General features: G+C 65.8%; 17 protein-coding genes. 8 read left to right on the top strand and 9 right to left on the bottom strand.

All coding sequences use genetic code 11. The features are described 5' to 3' along the window. Window positions 1-38 precede the first annotated feature (38 nt). Both ACT6UX_RS01490 and ACT6UX_RS01495 read left to right on the top strand, forming a co-directional pair. Window positions 39-1,325: a hypothetical protein gene (locus tag ACT6UX_RS01490; RefSeq protein ID WP_444773365.1), complete on the top strand. Its 1,287-nt coding sequence runs from the start codon at window positions 39-41 to the stop codon at window positions 1,323-1,325. A 40-nt stretch (window positions 1,326-1,365) separates the two neighbouring features. Further along, window positions 1,366-2,328, top strand: coding sequence for an aldo/keto reductase (locus ACT6UX_RS01495; RefSeq protein ID WP_444773366.1), 963 nt, complete (start codon window positions 1,366-1,368; stop codon window positions 2,326-2,328). On the opposite strand, the gene ACT6UX_RS01500 is transcribed toward ACT6UX_RS01495, so the two are convergent. The 4 genes from ACT6UX_RS01500 to ACT6UX_RS01515 are packed head-to-tail and all read right to left on the bottom strand — an operon-like array spanning window position 2,314 to window position 8,985. After that, a complete protein-coding gene (locus tag ACT6UX_RS01500) occupies window positions 2,314-2,664 on the bottom strand; it encodes a hypothetical protein (protein WP_444773367.1) in 351 nt (116 codons plus the stop codon). The genes ACT6UX_RS01495 and ACT6UX_RS01500 overlap by 15 nt on opposite strands. Before the next feature lie 44 nt (window positions 2,665-2,708). Further along, complete coding sequence (locus tag ACT6UX_RS01505; protein WP_444773368.1) at window positions 2,709-5,519, bottom strand: NHLP bacteriocin export ABC transporter permease/ATPase subunit; 2,811 nt, start codon at window positions 5,517-5,519, stop codon at window positions 2,709-2,711. Further along, window positions 5,516-7,687 carry an NHLP family bacteriocin export ABC transporter peptidase/permease/ATPase subunit gene (locus ACT6UX_RS01510; protein WP_444773369.1) on the bottom strand — a complete coding sequence of 724 codons (2,172 nt, stop codon included), beginning with the start codon at window positions 7,685-7,687 and terminating at the stop codon, window positions 5,516-5,518. The genes ACT6UX_RS01505 and ACT6UX_RS01510 overlap by 4 nt, the downstream gene beginning before the upstream one ends. Continuing rightward, the gene (locus ACT6UX_RS01515; protein WP_444773370.1) at window positions 7,684-8,985 is read right to left on the bottom strand and encodes an NHLP bacteriocin system secretion protein; all 1,302 of its coding nucleotides are present in this window, start codon (window positions 8,983-8,985) and stop codon (window positions 7,684-7,686) included. The genes ACT6UX_RS01510 and ACT6UX_RS01515 overlap by 4 nt, the downstream gene beginning before the upstream one ends. Before the next feature lie 223 nt (window positions 8,986-9,208). On the opposite strand from ACT6UX_RS01515, the gene ACT6UX_RS01520 reads away from it, so the two are divergent. Next, window positions 9,209-10,183 (top strand): substrate-binding domain-containing protein, encoded by a 975-nt coding sequence (locus ACT6UX_RS01520; RefSeq protein WP_444773371.1) that lies wholly within the window; start codon window positions 9,209-9,211, stop codon window positions 10,181-10,183. 86 nt (window positions 10,184-10,269) lie between these two features. Further along, entirely contained in the window at window positions 10,270-11,121 is an 852-nt protein-coding gene (locus ACT6UX_RS01525; protein WP_444773372.1) for a class I SAM-dependent methyltransferase, read from the top strand. Window positions 11,122-11,449: 328 nt separating this feature from the next. On the opposite strand, the gene ACT6UX_RS01530 is transcribed toward ACT6UX_RS01525, so the two are convergent. Together ACT6UX_RS01530 and ACT6UX_RS01535 are read right to left on the bottom strand one after the other, a co-directional pair. Continuing rightward, window positions 11,450-11,644 carry a hypothetical protein gene (locus ACT6UX_RS01530; RefSeq protein WP_444773373.1) on the bottom strand — a complete coding sequence of 65 codons (195 nt, stop codon included), beginning with the start codon at window positions 11,642-11,644 and terminating at the stop codon, window positions 11,450-11,452. Between the two features lie 167 nt (window positions 11,645-11,811). Continuing rightward, window positions 11,812-12,132, bottom strand: a complete 321-nt coding sequence (locus tag ACT6UX_RS01535; RefSeq protein ID WP_444773374.1) for an alkylphosphonate utilization protein — start codon at window positions 12,130-12,132, stop codon at window positions 11,812-11,814. Between the two features lie 210 nt (window positions 12,133-12,342). Here ACT6UX_RS01535 and glgX point away from each other — a divergent pair, with 210 nt between their 5' ends. The 3 genes from glgX to ACT6UX_RS01550 all read left to right on the top strand — a co-directional run bounded on the left by glgX (window position 12,343) and on the right by ACT6UX_RS01550 (window position 15,475). Further along, window positions 12,343-14,559: a glycogen debranching protein GlgX gene (gene glgX / locus ACT6UX_RS01540; protein ID WP_444773375.1), complete on the top strand. Its 2,217-nt coding sequence runs from the start codon at window positions 12,343-12,345 to the stop codon at window positions 14,557-14,559. 67 nt (window positions 14,560-14,626) lie between these two features. Further along, window positions 14,627-14,836, top strand: coding sequence for a hypothetical protein (locus ACT6UX_RS01545; RefSeq protein WP_444773376.1), 210 nt, complete (start codon window positions 14,627-14,629; stop codon window positions 14,834-14,836). An 87-nt stretch (window positions 14,837-14,923) separates the two neighbouring features. After that, window positions 14,924-15,475 carry a DUF4142 domain-containing protein gene (locus tag ACT6UX_RS01550; RefSeq protein WP_444773377.1) on the top strand — a complete coding sequence of 184 codons (552 nt, stop codon included), beginning with the start codon at window positions 14,924-14,926 and terminating at the stop codon, window positions 15,473-15,475. A gap of 47 nt (window positions 15,476-15,522) precedes the next feature. Here ACT6UX_RS01550 and ACT6UX_RS01555 read toward each other — a convergent pair whose 3' ends face one another. From ACT6UX_RS01555 to ACT6UX_RS01565, 3 genes are all read right to left on the bottom strand, one after another. Continuing rightward, complete coding sequence (locus ACT6UX_RS01555; protein ID WP_444773378.1) at window positions 15,523-16,359, bottom strand: SDR family NAD(P)-dependent oxidoreductase; 837 nt, start codon at window positions 16,357-16,359, stop codon at window positions 15,523-15,525. Then, the gene (locus tag ACT6UX_RS01560; protein ID WP_444773379.1) at window positions 16,356-17,525 is read right to left on the bottom strand and encodes a zinc-dependent alcohol dehydrogenase; all 1,170 of its coding nucleotides are present in this window, start codon (window positions 17,523-17,525) and stop codon (window positions 16,356-16,358) included. The genes ACT6UX_RS01555 and ACT6UX_RS01560 overlap by 4 nt, the downstream gene beginning before the upstream one ends. Before the next feature lie 77 nt (window positions 17,526-17,602). Further along, window positions 17,603-18,628, bottom strand: a complete 1,026-nt coding sequence (locus ACT6UX_RS01565; protein WP_444773380.1) for a patatin-like phospholipase family protein — start codon at window positions 18,626-18,628, stop codon at window positions 17,603-17,605. 265 nt (window positions 18,629-18,893) lie between these two features. On the opposite strand from ACT6UX_RS01565, the gene ACT6UX_RS01570 reads away from it, so the two are divergent. Beyond that, complete coding sequence (locus tag ACT6UX_RS01570) at window positions 18,894-19,283, top strand: hypothetical protein (RefSeq protein WP_444773381.1); 390 nt, start codon at window positions 18,894-18,896, stop codon at window positions 19,281-19,283. The last annotated feature ends 6 nt before the right edge of the window (window positions 19,284-19,289 follow it).

Here is a 19,289-nt window from a genome sequence, read left to right on the forward strand (position 1 = left end):
TCGCCTCGGGACCGCGCACACCACGAGGGACTTTCGCGTTGCCATCCTGCCTGCTGATCGAGTGCTGCCCCTATCATTGGGAAATCTTCCCGGCATGGGTGAGCCTGCTTGGCGAGAGCGGCTTCACGGTCGACATTGCCTGTCCCGACACACCGGGCCATCTCGAGACCGTGGCGATGCTCGGCAAGCAGCGACTGCCAATCGAACGGCTATGGGACATCCCGTTCCATCGCTACGATCTGGTGGTGCTCGGCACCCTCATGCACGAGGGGTACAACGACGTCGACAAATTCCAGCCGCTGCCCGGGCTCGACCTGATCAACAGGATCGGATGCCCGTCGATCAGCATGGTGCACGAACCCCTCCAGTGGAACCTACGGTGCCCGGAGGCAACCTACGATGGCCGCCATTCCAAGGGGTGGGGCACCCTCAACCTGTTTCGCGACCACACTTTCTATTGGCAGGGCAGGCGTCGCCGCAGGCGCCAGTGGTCGCGTGAAGGCAACCACCTGGTGCTGTGGGAGGACGGCCGGCGGCTGACCTTCTTCAGCACCGATCGCGGCACGACGTGGCGCGGGCCCAACGGCATGACCCTGCGCCGACGGACGGCCCTACGCACCGACCTGAAGCGCCACACGCGTTCCGGCCAGCATGCCATCGTCACCCTGTCGCGCCAGGCCGCCGAGCACATCCGGCCGCGATGCCCCGATGCCGCCTGGATCATGCCTTTCGCGAAACCGGATGGACCGCCCCCGGTGCCGCGCGACACGTTCGTCTTCGCAGGCTCCATCGACTATGGCCGGAAGGCCATCGGGTCCCTGCTGAGCGCGTGCGCGGCGCTGGCGCCGGACGAGAGCGTGTTCATTGTTGGCGGCAGCCGCTACGCCAACCTCGCGGACGATCCGAACGTCGGTAGGCTGATGCGCGACCTCGCCGACTGCGGCCTGGCCGACAAGGTCAGGTTCAGCGGCTACCTGCCATACGGCGAGTTCCTCGAACGCCTGCGCCAGGGCCGCTTCCTGCTTCCGCTGGTCGACGACCGCGTTTTCGGGGGGGACTACAAAGTCCGGACGCCGGCTGCAGTCCCCCTCTCGCTCGGACTCGGGATTCCAATGATCGTCAACGAGGCGATCGCCCGACGCTTCGGCCTCGACTTCATGGTGTGCTACCAGGGCGACGATCTCGCCTCTGGCTTGACTGAAGCGCGAGCGCTAGACGACGCAGCCCAGGCCAGCCTGCGGGAACGGACGCGACAGGCCGCCGATCGCCTTCAGGCGCACAATCGGGACACGATCGCCGGCATCTTGCGCCGTATCCTGGCGTGAGGTCCTCAGCAGCGCGGCGACAAGAGCGAGGATCGACGGCATGGACAAGCGCAGGCTGGGGAACAGCGACCTCGAGTTCCGGCCGATCGCCCTGGGCGGCCTCGTCTTCGGTTGGACCGCCGACGAGACCATGTCACATCGCCTGCTCGATGCCTTCGTCGATGCTGGCGGCTCCTTGGTGGAAACCGCGGAGAGCTACACTTTCTGGGCGCCGCAGAGTGCGTGGGGACGATCGGAAGAGGTGATCGGCAACTGGCTGCGCAGGAACCCGGGCAAACGGGACAAGGTGCTGATCGCCACGAAGTGCACGGAGCTGTCGCGGACACGGCTGCGGGAATCGGTCGAGGCCTCGCTCGCCCGCCTGAACGTCGACTGCATAGACCTCTTCCAGTCGCATCGCGACGACACGGCGGTACCGCTGGAAGAAACGCTGTCCGCCTATGGCGAGTTGATCCGGGAAGGTAAGATCCGCTGCATCGGCGCGTCGAACCACGACGCAGAGCGGCTGGCCGAGGCGGACAGGGTCGCCCGCACCAACGACCTGCCGCGCTACCAGAGCCTGCAACCGCACTACAACCTTCTGGAACGTTCTCTGTTCGAGGGAGCGTTGGAGGAACAGTGCCTGCGCCTTGGCCTCGGTGTCCTGCCCTACTATCCCCTCGCGGCCGGCTTCCTCACCGGCAAGTACCGATCGGAGGCGGACTACGACAAGAGCGTGCGAGGCGCCAGCCAGACCGTGCGCAAGTACATGACCCCGCGCGGTCTCGCCGTACTCGACGCCTTACACGCCGTCGCGCACAAGCACGGCACGAGCAGCACCACCGTCGCGCTCGCCTGGCTGCTTCACCGGCGGTCGGTCACCGCTCCTATTGCGAGCGCCACGACCCTCGGGCAACTGGAAGCATTGTTGGCGGCGCCCTGCCTCGACCTCGACGCCGAGTCGCTGGCTGCCCTCGACGCGGCCAGCGCCGTGCCACCTCAGCCGCCGTCAATCGTCGGCTGAGCGACGCGGTGGGCCGAGCGACCAGTAGCGCCCGTGATCGAAGTCGAACTGGCCCGTGCCCCTCACCACGAAGATCGCCCAGTGCCAGCAGGGGCCCCCGGCCGGGCCATCGAGCTCGACATCCTGCAGTTCTCTGCCGACGGCGCGCGACCGCGCGCGCGTGACCGCCTTCGCCTCTTCCACCGTGAAGCGGTAGCCCCGCGACGCCGCGAACGCCACTGCGCTCGACAGCAGCATGCCTTCGAGGTGATCGACCTGCGCCCGCTCGGCTTCCGCGCGCAATGTCATGTCCGACCTGAGGTCAGCCGCGTAGCGCTCCATCTCGGCGAGACTCATCGGCTCTTCTCCTGCCGCATACCTTACCCTTTCCGGCCCCGCGTCTACAGCAATTGCCGCTGCACCAGGCGGCGGAACGCGCCTTCATGGCCGACCAGTTCCTCGTAGGTGCCCGTCTCGACGACCCGACCGCTCTCAAGCACGACGATGCGGTCTGCGTCGCGTATCGTACTCAGCCGGTGGGCGATGATGATCCGCGTGGCATTCATGGCCGCAAGGCTGCGCCCGACAATGGCCTGTGTGCGATTGTCCAGCGCACTGGTCGCCTGGTCGAAGAAGATCAGGCGTGGCCGTCCGACCAGCGCGCGAGCGATCATCACGCGCTGCCGTTGGCCGCCCGACAGCTGCCCTCCTCCCTCGGCGATCAGCGTGTCGAGGCCGAGCGGCATGCCGGCGATGTCGGCCTCCAGGCCGGCGAGGCGGGTGGCTTCCACAACCTCATCGCGCGTGATCGCGGCGCTGCCGGCGATATTCTCAAGGATCGTACCGGGCACCAGTCCGGCCGTCTCCAGCACGGTGCCGGTCTGGCCGCGCACGCGCCGCAGGTCGAGCGTCTCGAGGTCCCTGTCGTCGTAGAAGACGCCACCGCGTTCCGGCGTCTCGAAACCCAGCAACAGGCGCAGCAAGGTGGACTTGCCCGACCCGGACGTACCGACGATCGCCACGCACTCGCCCGGCCGTGCCTCAAAGTCGACGCCATCGATCGTCCACGGGCCATCCGGTGAGTAGCGAAAGGACAGATTGCGGACGGCTATGTGCCCAGCCAGCGGACCCGGATCGATGCGCCGGCTATCGACTTCGAGCGGCGCCTCGAACACCGGCCGGATGCGCGCGAACAGCGGCACCGCCGCCAGCGCCTGGTTAAAGGCAGCGGTGAGGTTGAGGATGGCGCCGGTGAACTGGGCAAAAGCGCTGTTGAAGGCCGCGAACGCCGCGACCTCCAACAGCCGCCCGCTGCCCGCGATGGCGAAGACGCACAGCGTTCCGACGATCGGCAGAGTGGTCGACACGACGATCTGCCACGCGCCGACCTGCCCGGAGCGGCCATCCATCGCGCGTTGGTCGGCGAACGCGCTCGACCAACGCGAGAACGCGCGCATTTCGGCAGCGGCGACTCGCAGCTTGGCGATACCGCCCAGGATTTCCATCAGCATGCCGGTGACGACGCCCTTGCGCTCGAGCACCAACCGGTCCAGTTGCATCTTGCGGCGACCTAGGAAAAACAGAAAGGTCGCGGCAACCACCGTGTAGGCGACCGCGAAGGCCGCCAGCGTGGCATCGTAAACCAGCATAATGCCGAGGTTGGCGACCGAGAAGACTCCGCCGATCAGGGCATTGAGGGTCTGTCCGGCGAAGATGCGGCGGATCGTGTCGATGCCGAGGATGCGCAGCGTCAGGTCGCCCACCGAGTAGTCTCGGAAGAATGACGTCTTGAGACGCATCACCCGATCCCAGATAGCCGGTTGCAGGCGTCGGTCGACGTAAGAGCCGAGGCGCGTCATGGCAACGGCGCGCACGACCTGGAAGCCGATGTTCCCGATCGACGCGGCGACCAGCAGGATCATCATGTCGGCGAGCAGCGACGTCCGGCCGTCGGGTACAGCGAATCCCAGTACCGCGCCGGTGGTCACCGGGACCAGCAGGCTCGAGAGCACGGCCGCGCCGGCACCGACGATCAGCCGCGCAATGTCGCCGCGCGCTCCGAATACGGTGAAGCGCCAGACGTCGCGCATCGTGGTCCGCTCGGGAAGGACCGGGTAGATCATGTATCCGCGCGGCTCCAGGCCGGCTGCCGCGGCGGCATCGACAACGGTCTCCCCGCTGGCCTCTGGATCGACGATACGCCAGCGCCGCCGCCGCCACACGACGGCCCGCGGCTGCCCGCCGTTGGTGTCGAGCCCGAGGAACGACGGTCCCTCCTCCTTCCACCAGTCGCCGTCGAGCCTGATGGGGCGAAAGCGAAAGCCGCTCGCGCTGCCGAAGCGTTCGAGCCTGTCGAGCAGGAACGCGCCCGCATCGTCGTCCTGGGGACGCCGGACCTGGAAGCCTTCCTGCTCGCCGATGACCGCCAGCGCGCCGGCGAGAGCACCGGCCGCCCCTTCCGCCTCGGGAGCGATTTTGGGTCGCCGCAGGGCAGCGGCGTCGCTCAGGCGCTGGATCGCCTGCGCGACCTCGGCCTCGTCCTGCACAAGGCGGTGGCCGGCGCGCGATGTCCTCGCCGCCTCGTCCAGCACGAGGGTGGCGGCGAGCCGCGTCGCCAGCAACAGGGACGACGCGCCCAGCGATTGCGGCGCATGTCGCTCGAGCAAGGCGGCCGAGGTGAGCACCTGGACCTCCGCGTCTTCGACCACCTCGGCCAGGACCTGCGAGGAGAGAACCAGAAGTGGCACGGCGGTCGATGGCGGACTGGTCTCGGTCGCGGGGTAACGCAGCACGGCAGCGGCGGCCTGCAACCAGACGAGGCCGCGCGACGAGACCACGGCGCCAGATGCCACGATGCGACTTTCCCCGCCGGCCATCAGCACGGCGGCGCCATCGGTACATGCCAGACCCGGGCACGACAGCAAGGCCGCATACCAGGCATCGACGCCTGCGGCTTCGATGGGACCAGTCGCCAGCAACGGGCCCGCCGCCGGCGGCTCGTGCCCGATCAGCAGGAACGACACGCCCTCGGCGGCGAGCGCAAAGACGGCCACTCCCTCTGCAAGTTCGGCCACAAAGGAACGGCGGCCGGGCGAGCCGTCGCCACCCAGCACCGAAGCGTAGAGCCGCGCCGGCCGCGCGAGCCGGCATGGCCGGTCAAGCGTCGCGAGGTCGAGAACCGCGGCCCCGACGGAAAGCTGGGAAGGCTTCATGCGCCAAGCTCCGCCTGGATCAGCCGGGCATAGGCACCGTCGCGCGCCATCAGCGCGCCGTGGTTGCCGCGCTCCACGACCTTGCCCCGTTCCAGCACGATGATCTCGTCGCAGTCACGGATCGTGCTAAGGCGATGGGCGACGAGGATGCAGGTCATTCCGCGACGCCGCACCGCCGTCAGGATCTCGTGTTCGCTCGCGGAATCGAGCGCAGCGGTCGCCTCGTCGAGCACCAGGATAGCCGGCTCTCGCACGAGGGCGCGCGCGATCTCGACGCGCTGGCGCTGACCACCATTGAGGTTTCGGCCGCCCTCCTCAATGCTGCCGCGCAAATTCCCGGGCAGGTTCTGGATCGCAGGCATCAGGCCCGCGTCTTCGACCGCCGCCACCAACCGGGCGTGTTCCACCGAGTCGTCCCACAGGGTGATGTTGTCGCGCACCATGCCGCTGAACAGTCGGATGTCCTGGTCGACCGACGCGACGACATTAGAGAGGCGCTCACGGCCCCAGTCGCGCAGGCTGTAGCCGTCGATCAAGATCTCTCCCGACTGAGCCTCGAACAGGCCAGTGATCAGTTTGCCCAACGTTGACTTGCCGCTACCCGAATCGCCGACCAGCGCCACCCATTGGCCGGCCTCCGTCTCGAGTTCGAAGTTCTCGATCAGCGGCGGTCCGACGCTGCTGTAGCCGAAGCTGACCCCCTTGAGCGAGAGACGGCCGATCGCCCGCGCCTCGGCGGGTGCTGAAGGAGACTGGAGGAATCGCCAGTCGCGCGGATGCTGCAGGACATCGTCGAGTCGCGACAGGTCGGCCGACGCCTGCTGCACCTTGCCGGCCACGCCGACGAGTTCCTGGACCGGGGCAGAAAAAGTCAGCAGGAGCCCCTGGAACGCGACCAGCGCGCCGATACTCAGGTGCCCATCGATGACGCGCAGTGCGCCAACACCCAGCACGGCCGCGGAGGTCAGACTGAGCAGCATGGCAGGCAACAGCGAAATGGCCCCTTGGTAAATCGCGAGCTTCTGCTCGGAGTTGATGGCGCGGGCGTGGAAGCCGCCCCACTTCACGAAGAAGTCGTCCTCGCCCGCCGTTGCCTTCAGCGTTTCGATCGACTGCAGGCCGACCGCCGATGTCGAGAACAGCCGGCCCTGCTCGGTCTGAAGGCGCAGCGCAATGTCAGAAAGCGAGCGACGCAGGAGTTGCAGCCCGACGATGTTGATGGCCGCTCCGCCCAGCACGATGGCCGACAGAACTCCATCGTAGAAGATCATCACCCCACCAAGGAACGCCGCCGTCAGGCAGCCGGCCAACGTGCTGCCGAGGTCGCGCGCCAGCAGGGTCGCCACGCGGTCGTTGGCTTCGACCCGGCTGGCCAGATCGCCGGTGAAGCGCTGCGCAAAGAACGAGATCGGCAGGCTGAGCACATGCCAGGCGAACTTTGCCGACTGCTCGAGCGCCAGCCGCAGTTCGAGTCGCAGCAGCGCCGCTCCCAGCAGCCAACGCAGGGCCACGTTGACCACGACCGTAGCCGCCAGCCCGACCAGCATCGGGCCGAGCCAACCCTCGAACTGGCGAATCAGGATGTTGTCGACGAACACGGCGGTCATGCCGGGCAGTATCAGGCCGGGCAGCACCAGCATCAGGCTGACCCACGCAACGAAACCGATCGCGCCGTCGAGGCCCTTCAGCCGGCTTCCGAGCTTGGACGCGAGACCCGGTCCGCCGCCGCTTCGCTTGAAGCCCGCCCGCTTCTTGAATTCCAGCGACGTGCCGTTGAAGCGATCGCCGAACTCCTTGCTGCCGATCTCACGCGGCCCGGTCGCCGGATCGTTGAGGTAGATCCTGTCGCCGACCACCCCCTCGACGACGACGTACTCGTCGACGTTCATCTGCACGATCAACGGCAGCGGGCGAGCCAGCACCCGGCTGGCATCGGTGGTAGCGACCGTCGCCTCGAGGCCGTAGCCGTCGGCTGCGCGCACGAGTTCCGCTGGCCGGCTGCCTTCGCGGGACACGCCGCAAGCGACACGCAGCGCCTCGAGTGGTACGCGCCGGCCGTGGTAGCCCAGCACGATGCCGAGTGCGGCAGCGCCGGATTCCACCATCTCCATCTGGAAGACGGTCGGCGTCCGAACCCTCCGCGTCCGAAAGCTAAGACGAACGGTCATCCCTCGATGCTGAGCAATTTGCGCAGCGCCGGCACCACCAAGGTGATGGGGCGGACCCTCTCAACGATGATCTCCGCCGTCGCGACAGAACCGGCGGTGACGCGGTAGGGCGGGCCCGACCCGCTCCACCATTCGAAGCCGCTGGGATTGTCCTTGGTCGGAACCAGTTCAACATAGGCCAACAGCGCCGGCTCGCCGCCGAACAGGTTCCGCGTCAGCTCGTTGTTGTGCACGATCTGCTCGACGTGCTCGATCGACACGTCCTCGTCGGAAACGGCGGTGACCCGGCCGCGCATCGAGCCATACTCTTCCTTCTTGATGCTGTCGGGCACGATGTGCGCTTCCATCCCGGGCGCCGCCCGCTTGCGCGTCTTGCCCCGCAGCAGAACCATGACCTGGTAGTAGCTCTGCTGGTCTGGCCCGACGGTGCCGACCACCGCCCCCGCACCTGCGACGCTGCCGCGGCCGAGCCGGATTTCACGTATGATGCCGCTGATAGGCGCGCGTACGAACGAGCCGACCTCCATCTCCACCCGCAAGCGGTCGACCTCCGCCTTCTTGAGGTCGATCTCTGCCTGCTTCTGGCGTTCGATGTCCGCCAGGTTGTAGCGCTTGGTGGCTGCCGCCAGCTCGATCTCGACTTTGCGCACCCGCGCGTTGGCCAGCTCGAGGACGGTCAGGTCGTACTGTTCCTGGCGGGAAATGAACTCGCTCTGGGAGATCATGCCCCTGGCGCGCAGGCCGCGGTAGGCGTCGACCAGTTCTTGCAGGCGGCCGCGGCGAACCTCGTTCGCTGTGACCTGCTCCTCGACCGCCGCCCGCTGGCGTTCAGCAGCCTCGTCGCTGCTGGCGACCTGCGCGGCATTCGTCGCCTTCAGCAGCTCGAGATTCGCCTCGAGCCGCTCCACCTCCGCCAGGGCATTCTGGATCTGGGTCAGCACCAGCTTCTGCTCGATGATGGCAATGGCCTGCCCCGCGACCACGCGGGTGCCGGGCTTGACCAGCACCTCGACCACCGGCCCAGACCGGGTGGCGGCGATGGAAAAATTGCCCTCCTGGTCGGAAAGTACCACGCCGCGCCCGGTCACGCGGGTCGGGATCGAGCCGAACACACCCCATGTCAGCGCCGCCAGGCAAACGACGGCGGTCGAGGCGGCGAGCCAGCGCGTGGCCGGCGGAATGACCCTGATGCGCTGGTCGGACTGATCGGAAGCCCCGATGCCCTTGAGGGCCGGCTCCCGGAACCGGCCGGCTGTCCCCTTGCCGCTCGCCGGCCGCAGCACCGCCGAGTCGGTCATGGATTGCTTTCACTCATGGCTACACGCGTCATCGCGCCGGGTCTCCCGCCTCGGGTCTGCCGTCCCCGTCGGCCAGCATTCCACGAATGTCTTACTTCAGCGCAGTATGCCGCCGGGCTCCCGCCCCCACAATCGGCGATCATCGTGCGCCGGTATTGGACATACCCAAGGGTCGTTCCCGCCCCCATAATATGGCCGCGCTCACGCTCGGAGGTGATTTGCCTTGAGGAAACTGCTGCTGGTCGTAACGGCGCTGCTGGCGATCGCGCCATCTGTGCGCGCCGAGACCGCCGACAAGCCAACCTTGGCCTTCGTCACCAACAGCCGGACGAGTTTCTGGCGCCCTGCCGAAGCCGGGTTGCGCAAGGCGCAAAGCGAGCTGCCGAACTATCGCCTGCTGTTCCAGCCGCTGGACGAGCCTTCGCCCGCGGCCCAGACGCGCCTGCTCGACGAACTCGTCGCCGCGGGTGTGGTCGGCATCGTCTTCAGTCCCGTCGACACCAAGAGCATGGGCGCCACGATCGATCGCTTGAGCCGCCAGGCAACCATCTTCACCATGGACAGCGACATCATCGACAGCAAGCGCGCCGCCTACTTCGGCTCATCCAACGTCGACGCCGGGCGCCAGGCCGGCTCGCTGCTGCGCAAGGCGCTGCCCGCCGGCGCCAAGTGCATGGGTTTCGTCGGCCTGCTCCAGGCGACCAACACGCAGAACCGGGTGCTGGGCATGCGGGAGGCGCTCAAGGGCTCGATGGTGGAACTGGTCGACGTGCTGGGGGACGACTTCGACAAGGCGCGTGCACGGCGCAACGTCCTCGACACGCTGTCCAGCCGGCCGGAGATAACCTGCATGGTCGGCTTTTACGACTACAATACGCCGGTCATCCTCGAGGCATTGGCGGAAACCGGCAGGCAGGGCCAGATCAAGGTCGTGGCCTTCGACGAGGAGACGGCCACACTCAAGGGCATCAAGGATGGCACGGTGCTCGGAACGGTCGTGCAGCAGGCTTACGAGTGGGGCTACCTCAGCATGCTGTCGATGGCCCGCTTCCTGGAGGGACGGAAATCCTTCCTGCCGCCCAACGGCCGGATAATCTTGCCCACCCGTGTCATCGACAAGGACAACGTCGATCCCTACTGGACCGAGCTCAAGGCCATGCTGTGCTGCCTCCCCGCTGCGCGGGAAATGAAGCGGTAGCCGGCGGCGCCCGAGCAACCTTCCCGATGATCGGCCTGATGAACCCGGCGTCGAGGGGAGGAATCCATGCTTGAAAGGAAGGAACGATGACGGCGAGTGACCCCTTGCCGGGAGATGACAATGTCTCTCCCTGTCGCCTCTGCGGCGAGCCAGCACGCCATGCCTTCAACCGGGTCATTCTCGAGCGGCACGACACGCCCTACTGGGAATGTTCCTCCTGCGGAAGTCTACAGACGTCGCCTCCGCATTGGCTCGAGGAAGCGTACGCATTTCGCGGAGTCCACATCGACGTCGAACAGGCGAGCCGGGGCGTGCGTAACTGGATCTGCCTGGCGCATTACCTACGCGCCTATGGGGTGACACGGGAGAGATGCCTGGACTTTGGCGGATCTTCCGGCCTGCTCACCCGCCTGATGCGCGATAGCGGCTTCGACTTCTACTGCTTCGATCCATACGAAATGCCCAGGTACGCCGACTATTTCAGCGTCGGAGAACTCCAGCCCAATGAGTACTCCGTCATCACGGCGTTCGAGGTCTTCGAGCATTTCCCAGACCCACGGTCGGACCTCGGCCGCGTGCTTCAACTGGGTGCAGACCTGGTCGTCTTTACGACCTTGCCTTATGCCGGACAGGGACCCGACTGGGATTACCTGGTGCCGGCGAGCGGGCAGCATGTCTTCTTCTATACCGAGAAAGCCCTCGAGCGGTTCGGCAGGCAGTTCGGCTACACGCTACGCAAGACACGCGCCTTCCATTTGTATGTGCGAGACGATGGCGCCTTTGCCCAAGCCGGTCACTGCGTGGTCGAAATTCCGCCGGCGTCGGTGGGAGCCCTGCTCGGAGCGACGTGCTGGGACTCTGCGGCCACCAAGCAGGATACTCAGTACGTCAGGGATCGCTTCCTAGCCGAGATTCGCTCTGGTGCAGGGAAGGCGTGATATTCGCGAGCGGTCGAGACCGCTCCCAAGATTTCGCCCCACGCGAGAGCGAAAGTTATCGCTCGTGTTATTGCGATGTCTTCGAGATCGACCTCACACTCGATCATCGAAGACAAGAGCCGAATGGAATCCGCAAGCGACAGGCGGTCAACCGAATGGTTGCAGTCTAATTCTCGCTGCTTCGGGGCAATGAAGCAGCAAGATCGCGTGCCCCTGCCTGGAGAAGCTCGCGAGCCAAGGGCCGTCAAAATCAGCTCCCGAAGTTCGCTCTTCTCGCCGAGAGTGGCGTAGCCTCCCCTGACGAACTTTGTTGCAACGTATTAGCGAATTACAAGGCGGCGACCTGCTTGTCGATCTGTGTCACAAAGTCGTTGCGGCTCTTCTTAAGTTCTTCGAACTGCGCCTTCAGTTCACCCTTTGCGGCTTCCGGCCCACTCCCCACGGCAGCGGAGAGGAGGCGGATCGCGTCGTCGAACTGTTTCAGACCAGCGATTCTCCGTTCAAGCAAGTAGTCGCGGGTCAAGCCGCGCCTTGCCATACTAGGTTGTTTGGGCTTCGCTGGGCAGCAGCAGCCCAGACAGGCCCAACCAACTTAATCGAGATCGCTACATTTCAATGGGTTAGCTGACGACCATATCGTCAGGGCCCGACCGGACGGGCCGTGCCACCCGCCGGAGCGCTTCGGTCGCCTCAGCGCTTGCGGACGAACTCGGCGCGCAGGACCAGCCCCTTGATGGTGTCGTGGCGGCAGTCGATCTCCTGGGCGTCACCGGTCAGGCGGATGCTCTTGATCACCGTGCCGCGCTGCAGGGTCTGGTTGGAGCCCTTGACCTTCAGATCCTTGACCAGGAGAACGCTGTCGCCGTCGGCCAGCAGATTGCCGACCGAATCGCGCACCTCGACCGTACCCGCAGCGGCTTCGGCTGCAGCCTTCTTCGCGGCGGCTTCGGCTGCGGGGATCCATTCACCGCTGGCCTCGTCGTATACATAATCGTCGTTGTTGTCGGCCATTTCGTTCCCGCTCCTGAAAGTGAGCGAGCGCTTACAGTCCGGGGCCGCCCGTCGCAACCCGGCGCATTGTCTCGCCCCCGTTCCCGCCGCAACGAACGCGCGCCCCGGCCGTTGAGTTAAGTCGACAAGGGGAGACACGACCATTTCCGTTTCAGTTCCTGCCGTTCTCGCGCCGGGCGCCGCCTTCGTGGCGACCGCGGACACCGAAGCATGAGTCCCGCTCGCCTGAGCGAGGGTCTCCCCTATCCGTTGGGCGCCACCTGGGACGGACTCGGAGTCAATTTCGCCCTGTTCTCCGCCAACGCCACGAAGGTCGAGCTCTGCCTGTTCGACTCCAGCGGCGAGCGGGAAGTCGAGCGGATCGTGTTGCCGGAATACACGGACGAGGTCTGGCATGGGTATCTGCCCGACGCGCGGCCCGGCACCGTTTACGGCTATCGCGTCCACGGCCCCTACGAGCCGACGGCCGGCCATCGCTTCAACCCGAACAAGCTGCTGCTCGATCCGTACGCCAAGCAGGTGATCGGCAAACTGACCTGGAACCCCGCTTTGTTCGGCTACCAGATGGAGAGCGGCGACGACCTGACCTTCGACGAACGGGACTCGGCTCCTTTCACCTACCGGAGCTGCGTGATCGACCCGGCCTTCAGTTGGGGTCGGGCCCCGCGTCGACGCACGGCGTGGGAGAATACGATCGTCTACGAGGCGCATGTCCGCGGCTTCACCCAGCTTCACCCCGCCGTGCCGGAACCGCTGCGCGGCACCTATGCCGGCCTCGCCTCGGCCGAGATCACGAACTATCTCTCCTCGCTCGGGGTCAGCGCCATCGAGCTGTTGCCGGTCCACACCTTCGTCGACGACAGCAACCTGCTCGAGAAGGGGCTGAAGAACTATTGGGGCTACAACACGATTGGCTTCTTCGCGCCGGCGCGCCGCTACGCCGCCAATCCGGACTTCGCTTTCGCCGAATTCAAGGAGATGGTCGCGCATCTTCATGCCGCCGGCCTCGAGGTCATCCTCGACGTCGTCTATAACCACACCGCCGAAGGCAACCAGCTCGGGCCAACCCTCAGCTTCAAAGGCATCGACAACGCCTCCTACTACAGGCTGGCGCCGGATCGCCGCTACTACATCAACGACACGGGCACCGGAAACACCGTCAACCTCAGCAATTCGCGGGTCCTCCAGCTCGTCATGGACAGTCTGCGCTATTGGGCGACCGACATGAGGATCGACGGGTTCCGTTTCGACCTCGCCACCATCCTCGGCCGCGAGCCGCACGGCTTCGAAGAGGAAGGGCGCTTCCTCGACGCCTGTCGCCAGGATCCCGTGCTGTCGGAGGTCAAGCTGATCGCCGAACCGTGGGACATGGGGCCCGGCGGCTACCAGGTCGGTCGCTTCTCACCCGGATGGGCGGAATGGAACGATGCCTTCCGCGACACGGTGCGCGCCTACTGGCGCGGTGACGAGGGCAAGCTGCCGCCGCTGGCCGCCCGGCTGACGGCCTCGGCCGATCTCTTCGCGAAGCGCGGCCGCAAGCCGTGGGCTTCGATCAACTTCATCACCGCCCATGACGGATTCACGCTCGGCGATCTCGTCGCCTACAACGACAAGCACAACGAGGCCAACGGCGAGGACAACAAGGACGGTCACTCGCACAATCTCTCGAACAACTACGGCGCCGAGGGACCCACCGAAGACCGCGACATACTGGGCACGCGTCTGCGCCAGATGCGGAACATGCTGACGACCCTGATCCTGTCGCGTGGCACGCCGATGCTGCTGGGCGGCGACGAGTTCGGCCGCAGTCAGAAGGGCAACAACAACAGCTACTGCCAGGACAACGAAATCTCTTGGGTCGACTGGGAGGGTATTGGCCCGGCCGAGCGCGACCTCGCCGAGTTCGTGCGCAAGCTGATCATGATCCGCCACGCCCTGCCGATGCTGCGGCGCGGCCGCTTCCTCACCGGCGCCTTCGACGAGGAGCTGGGCGTCAAGGACGTGAGCTGGCTGACCCCGGCCGGCGAAGAGATGACCGACGACAACTGGAACGACGGCAACGCGCGCTGTCTCGGCGTGCTGCTCGACGGTCGCGCCCAGGAAACCGGCATCCGCCGGGTCGGCTCGGATTCGACGCTGCTGATCGTGATGAATTCCCACACCGATACGGTGCCGTTCACTTTGCCCGAAGCCGTCGGTGGCAGCCGCTGGGTAAGGCTGATCGACACCAGCGATCGCGACGGGGAACCCCTGGCGCTGCGCGATTTTCGCCACGTCTATGACGTGACCGCGAGATCGATGCTGTTGTTCGTCCTTCAGCCCACGCGAACGCCGCAGCGCAGCACCGCCGCCGAACGTTCCTTCCAGAGGGTCGTGCAGGCCATGGATGAGGCATCGACGAAAGCGGTGCAGTTCGGCTTCGACTGACCGCCCGCTGCCGTTGCCGGAGGACATGCCTCCGGCAACCGAAAGGCGCCCAGCCCGTTCGAAGGCGATGATCACCCAGCTGGACCCACCCCTCCCGCTCGAGACCCCGAAGGGTCCGGGCCTCGCCCATTTCGTCATCGACTACGGTCCCGAGTCGCACCTTCTATGGGTCGTCTTCCTCGATGAGGGCGGCGGTTGCTGGACCGTTCCCAATCCAGAGATCCGCATCCAGGCCAACTGGTCGATGAGGCGACGGGAAAAAGTGGCCGCGCGCTGACGGTCCGCGCCGGGAGAAACGCAGGGGAGGCAACCTGCAGAGAGTCGGCTCGTTCGCTGTGCGCCTCAAACAGCTTTGGAGAATTGCATGACCAGAAACATCCTTGGCGGCTTCGCCGTTGCGATCGCACTGGCCGCTACTCCGTTCATGGCGGCGGCGCAGCCCAAGCCCTCTGTTCCCGAGCGCACGGGCGTGAATTCGACATTGGGCATTGCGCCCTCGCCCCAGGATTTCGTGACCCAGGCTGCGATCAGCGACATGGCCGAGATCGAGTCGAGCAAGCTCGCGGTCACCAAGACGGATGGCAAGACCAAGGCCTTCGCGGAGAAGATGATCAAGGACCACACGGAGACGTCGACCGAACTGAAGGGCCTGGTAACCAGCGGCAAGGTGAAGGCGACCCTGCCCGCCGAGATGGACGCGGCACACAAGTCCAAGATCGACAAGCTGAAGACGCTTTCGGGGGCCAGCTTCGCCAAGGAATATGACGACATGCAGGTAGCAGCTCACAAGGATGCCGTCTCGCTGTTCGAGCGCTATGCCAACGGCGGCGAGAATGCCGAACTCAAGGCCTTCGCGTCGAAGACCCTGCCGCATCTGAAGACGCACCTGAAGATGGCGGAAGACCTCAAGAAGTAATCAAAAGGCCCCGGTGGCTTTTGCTACCGGGGCCTTGCTCTTTCCCGCTACGCCTTGTCACCGGTGCCCGGCGCCGCCTGCCTGGCGTGCTGGCCGGCCATCACCGTCTCGGGCAGGATCTTGGCCAGCGCGGCCTGCAGTTTGTTCTGCCATCCGCTCACCACGCCGCTTTCGCCCGCCATCATTGCCTTGAAGCCGTTTTCCGCCACGTCGGCCGGATCGTCCTTCTCGGCTCGGCCCACCTTCGTGTCCAACATGTCCGCGCGCTCGAAGAAGTCGGTTTCGGTCGGGCCCGGCATCAGGCAGGTCACCGTCACACCGCGGCCCTGCACCTCCGCCCTGAGCGCATAGGCAAACATGTCGATGAAGGCCTTCGTGCCGTTGTAAACGGCCTGATAGGTGCCGGGCATGAAGCCGGCGATCGAGCCGGTGATCAGGATGCGGCCATGACCGCGGCCGGCCATCTCGCGGCCGACCTGGTGCAGCAGGTAAACAGTACCCGTCACGTTGGTGTCGATCACGTGACGGATCTCGTCCCACTCCTGATCGAGGAACGCCCGCCCAAGCCCGTGGCCTGCATTGGCCAGCAAGGCATCCACGGGACGATCCTTCACCGCAGCCAGGAGCCGGTCGACGCCCTCGCACGTGGCCAGATCGACCTGCACTGCATGCACGGTGCCGCCCACCAGCGCCAGACTCCGAGCGGCTTCCTCGATGCGGGGATCGTCCGCGGCGATCACCAGATCGAACCCTTCGGCGGCGCACCTCTTCGCCAGTTCGAAACCGATTCCGGAAGAGGCTCCGGTGACGACGGCGAGCGGCCGCGCCGCGCGATTCCGATCCTTGGGCGTAACGGTCGCCTCGATGTTGTTCGTCGTGTTCATGGCTTGAGCACCACCTTGATGCAGCCATCCTTCTTGTCGCGGAACGTCTTGTAGAGGTCCGGCCCCTCCTCGAGGCTGGCGGTGTGGGTGATGACGAAGGACGGATCGATCTCGCCCCGTTCGACCCGGTCCAGGAGCTTCGGCAGATAGTGCTGCACCGGCGTCTGGGCCATGCGGAAGGTGAGGCCGCGATTGATCGCCGAGCCCATCGGGATGTTGTCGAGCAGGCCGCCATAGACGCCGACGATCGAGACGGTCCCGAAATTGCGACAGCTCTGGATCGCCTGACGCAGCACGTGCGGACGATCGGTCCCCATGAAGGTTGCGACCTTCACGCGGTCGATCACCGAGTCGAAGCTGGCGCCCGTCCTCGGCTCGGTGCCGACGGCATCGATGCAGGCATCGGCGCCGCGGCCGTGGGTCAGGTCCTGGATGCGGTCGTATACATCCTCCTTCATGAAATCGATCGTGATGGCCCCGGAGGCGGCGGCCATCGCCAGCCGTTCCGGCACCGCGTCGATGGCGATGACGCGGGCGGCGCCCAGCAGGAAGGCGCTCTTGACGGCGAACTGACCCACCGGACCGCAGCCCCAGATGGCGATCGTGTCTTCCGGCTGGATGTTGCAGAAGTCCGCTGCCATGTAGCCGGTTGGAAAGATGTCGGAGAGGAAGAGCACCTGCTCGTCCGTCAGGCCGTTGGGAACTTTGATGGGCCCCACGTCGGCATAGGGCACCCGCAGATATTCGGCCTGGCCGCCGGCATAGCCGCCCAGGAGATGGGTGTAGCCGAAGAGGCCCGCCGGCGAGTGGCCCCACAGCTTCGCGGCCTTCTCCTTGTCCGGATTGGTCCGCTCGCAGCCCGAGAAGAAGCCCTTCTTGCAGAAGAAGCACTCACCGCACGAGATGGTGAAGGGTACGACGACTCGGTCGCCTACCTTGAGGGCCTTGTTTTCCGCACCGACCTCGACGACCTCGCCCATCGTCTCGTGGCCGAGAATGTCGCCCCCTTCCATGCCGGGCATGACCCCATCGAAGATGTGAAGATCGGAGCCGCAGATCGCACAGGCGGTGACCTTGATGATCGCGTCGCGCGGATGTTCCACCTTGGGGTCGGGGACACTCTCGCAGCGTATGTCGCTCTTGCCGTGCCAGGTGAGTGCCTTCATCGGGTCTCTCCTATGTAGTTGCAGGAAGGGTGGGAGCGTGCCGGCCGCATCGCCGGAACCCCTGTCGTCGTCGCCATCTAGGCTGCGAGGGTGTTGGAGATCGCGGGCGTCTGCGCGGCCGGCTTTGCGACGCGACGAACGACCAATGTCGCCCCGGCCGCGGCCTCGCCCCGCGCCCCCTGGGCGACGGCCTGGCGTCCGTCGAGGAAGCCTTCGGCCCAGCGGTCCCGCGCCGACGCGAGCGAGAAGTCGTAGGGAGCCTCCGGTCCGGCCTCGCCACTCACCGGAAGGTAGCTCAGATACAGGATGGCCGGCGTATCGCGGCCTTCCGCGAGATCGCGTTGCCACAGCCGCCGATACGCTTCCAGGCGGTACCAGGTCTGATTTCCGAACAGGATCGCGTTCTTGCGGGCAAGCGCCGCCTGCAGCCCGTCGGGCCGAGCCCCGTCGCGGGCGAAGAGATCCACGACGATCAGCGTGCCCTCGGTGCCGGCCAGTTCGTCGAGCACGGGCTCGACCGGCGCGTTCATCGAGAGGCCCCCGTCGCCCAGCAGCCGGCCCCCGATCTCGACGGGGGCGAATTCCGGCAGGAAGCCGCAGCTCGCAAGGATGTGGTCAATCTCGATTCGGTCGCCCTTCCCCGTGTCGAAGATCACCGCGTCGCCGCTTTCGATGTCGGTGGTCGCCACGGTGAAGCGCAGATCGCCGGAATTGAGACGCCCGAAGTCGATCGTCTTCTTCAGGAAGGCGACCGTCGGCGTGAGGTCGTAGAAGCCCGTGAATTTCAGTCGGGGACCTGAGGTCTGAATATGGCCCAGGGCGCCGAACAGCCTGGACTGCACGGCACTGACCCAGTTCAGCGCATGACGAGTCGCCCAGAAGGACAGCGCATTCACGCTTTCCGGACCCCGGAGCCAATAGCTGCGCAGAACGTCGAAGCGCTTCTCGGCTGGCGTGCCGACGATCAGTGCACCATTGAGCGCGCCCACGGAACTGCCGGCGATCCAGCGGGGCGAAAGCTGCGACGTGTTGGCCAGGGCCTCGTAGACACCCGCCTGATACGAGCCCAGCGCGATGCCTCCCGAGAGCGCCAGGGCTGTCATGCGGTCCTCCTGGCTGACGGACATATCCATTCCTTTTCGTGAGGTGCGTCGTCACTCGTGGAAGCTGAAATCTTGAGGCGCCAATGGACGGCCGAACGGTCCTCTTCCGAAGACGTTGCTGCGTGCGCTGGAGCACCCACTGGCAAATGAACTGTCCATGACAATGTTGTCAGCGGTGCTGCAGAGGCTTTGTTGCCAGTGACAGGGGGCCGTATTACGGTCCGCCCGTGTGCGACAATTGCAGGGCGACGGCATGATTCGGTGTGTGCGGATTTGGACGGGCGAAGACCAGAATTCACATGTCGAGGAAGGCTGGATAGACCTCGAACCCGGTGCTCACGGCGACCTGCTCAGCGGCAAGATCGTGGTCACCAGCGCATCCCTGCAGGAGACTCAGCCCGGTGGCACCTATGCTTGGCACACCGCGCCGGTCCGCCAGCTGGTCGTCACCCTGAGCGGCACGCTCGACTTCAAGACCCGTGGCGAGCAGCACTTCACCCTCGCGCCGGGCGACATTCTGCTGGCCGAAGATACGACCGGCGGCGGCCACACCTGGCGGCTCGTCGACGATCAGCCGTGGCGGCGCCTGTACGTCGTGCTGGGCAAGGATGCGCCGGTGCCGTTCAAGCGCGCCGCCCCCCAAGACCACCGTTAGGAGAGC

The organism is Reyranella sp., from assembly GCF_052439685.1.
In the GTDB taxonomy this organism is placed as follows: domain Bacteria; phylum Pseudomonadota; class Alphaproteobacteria; order Reyranellales; family Reyranellaceae; genus Reyranella.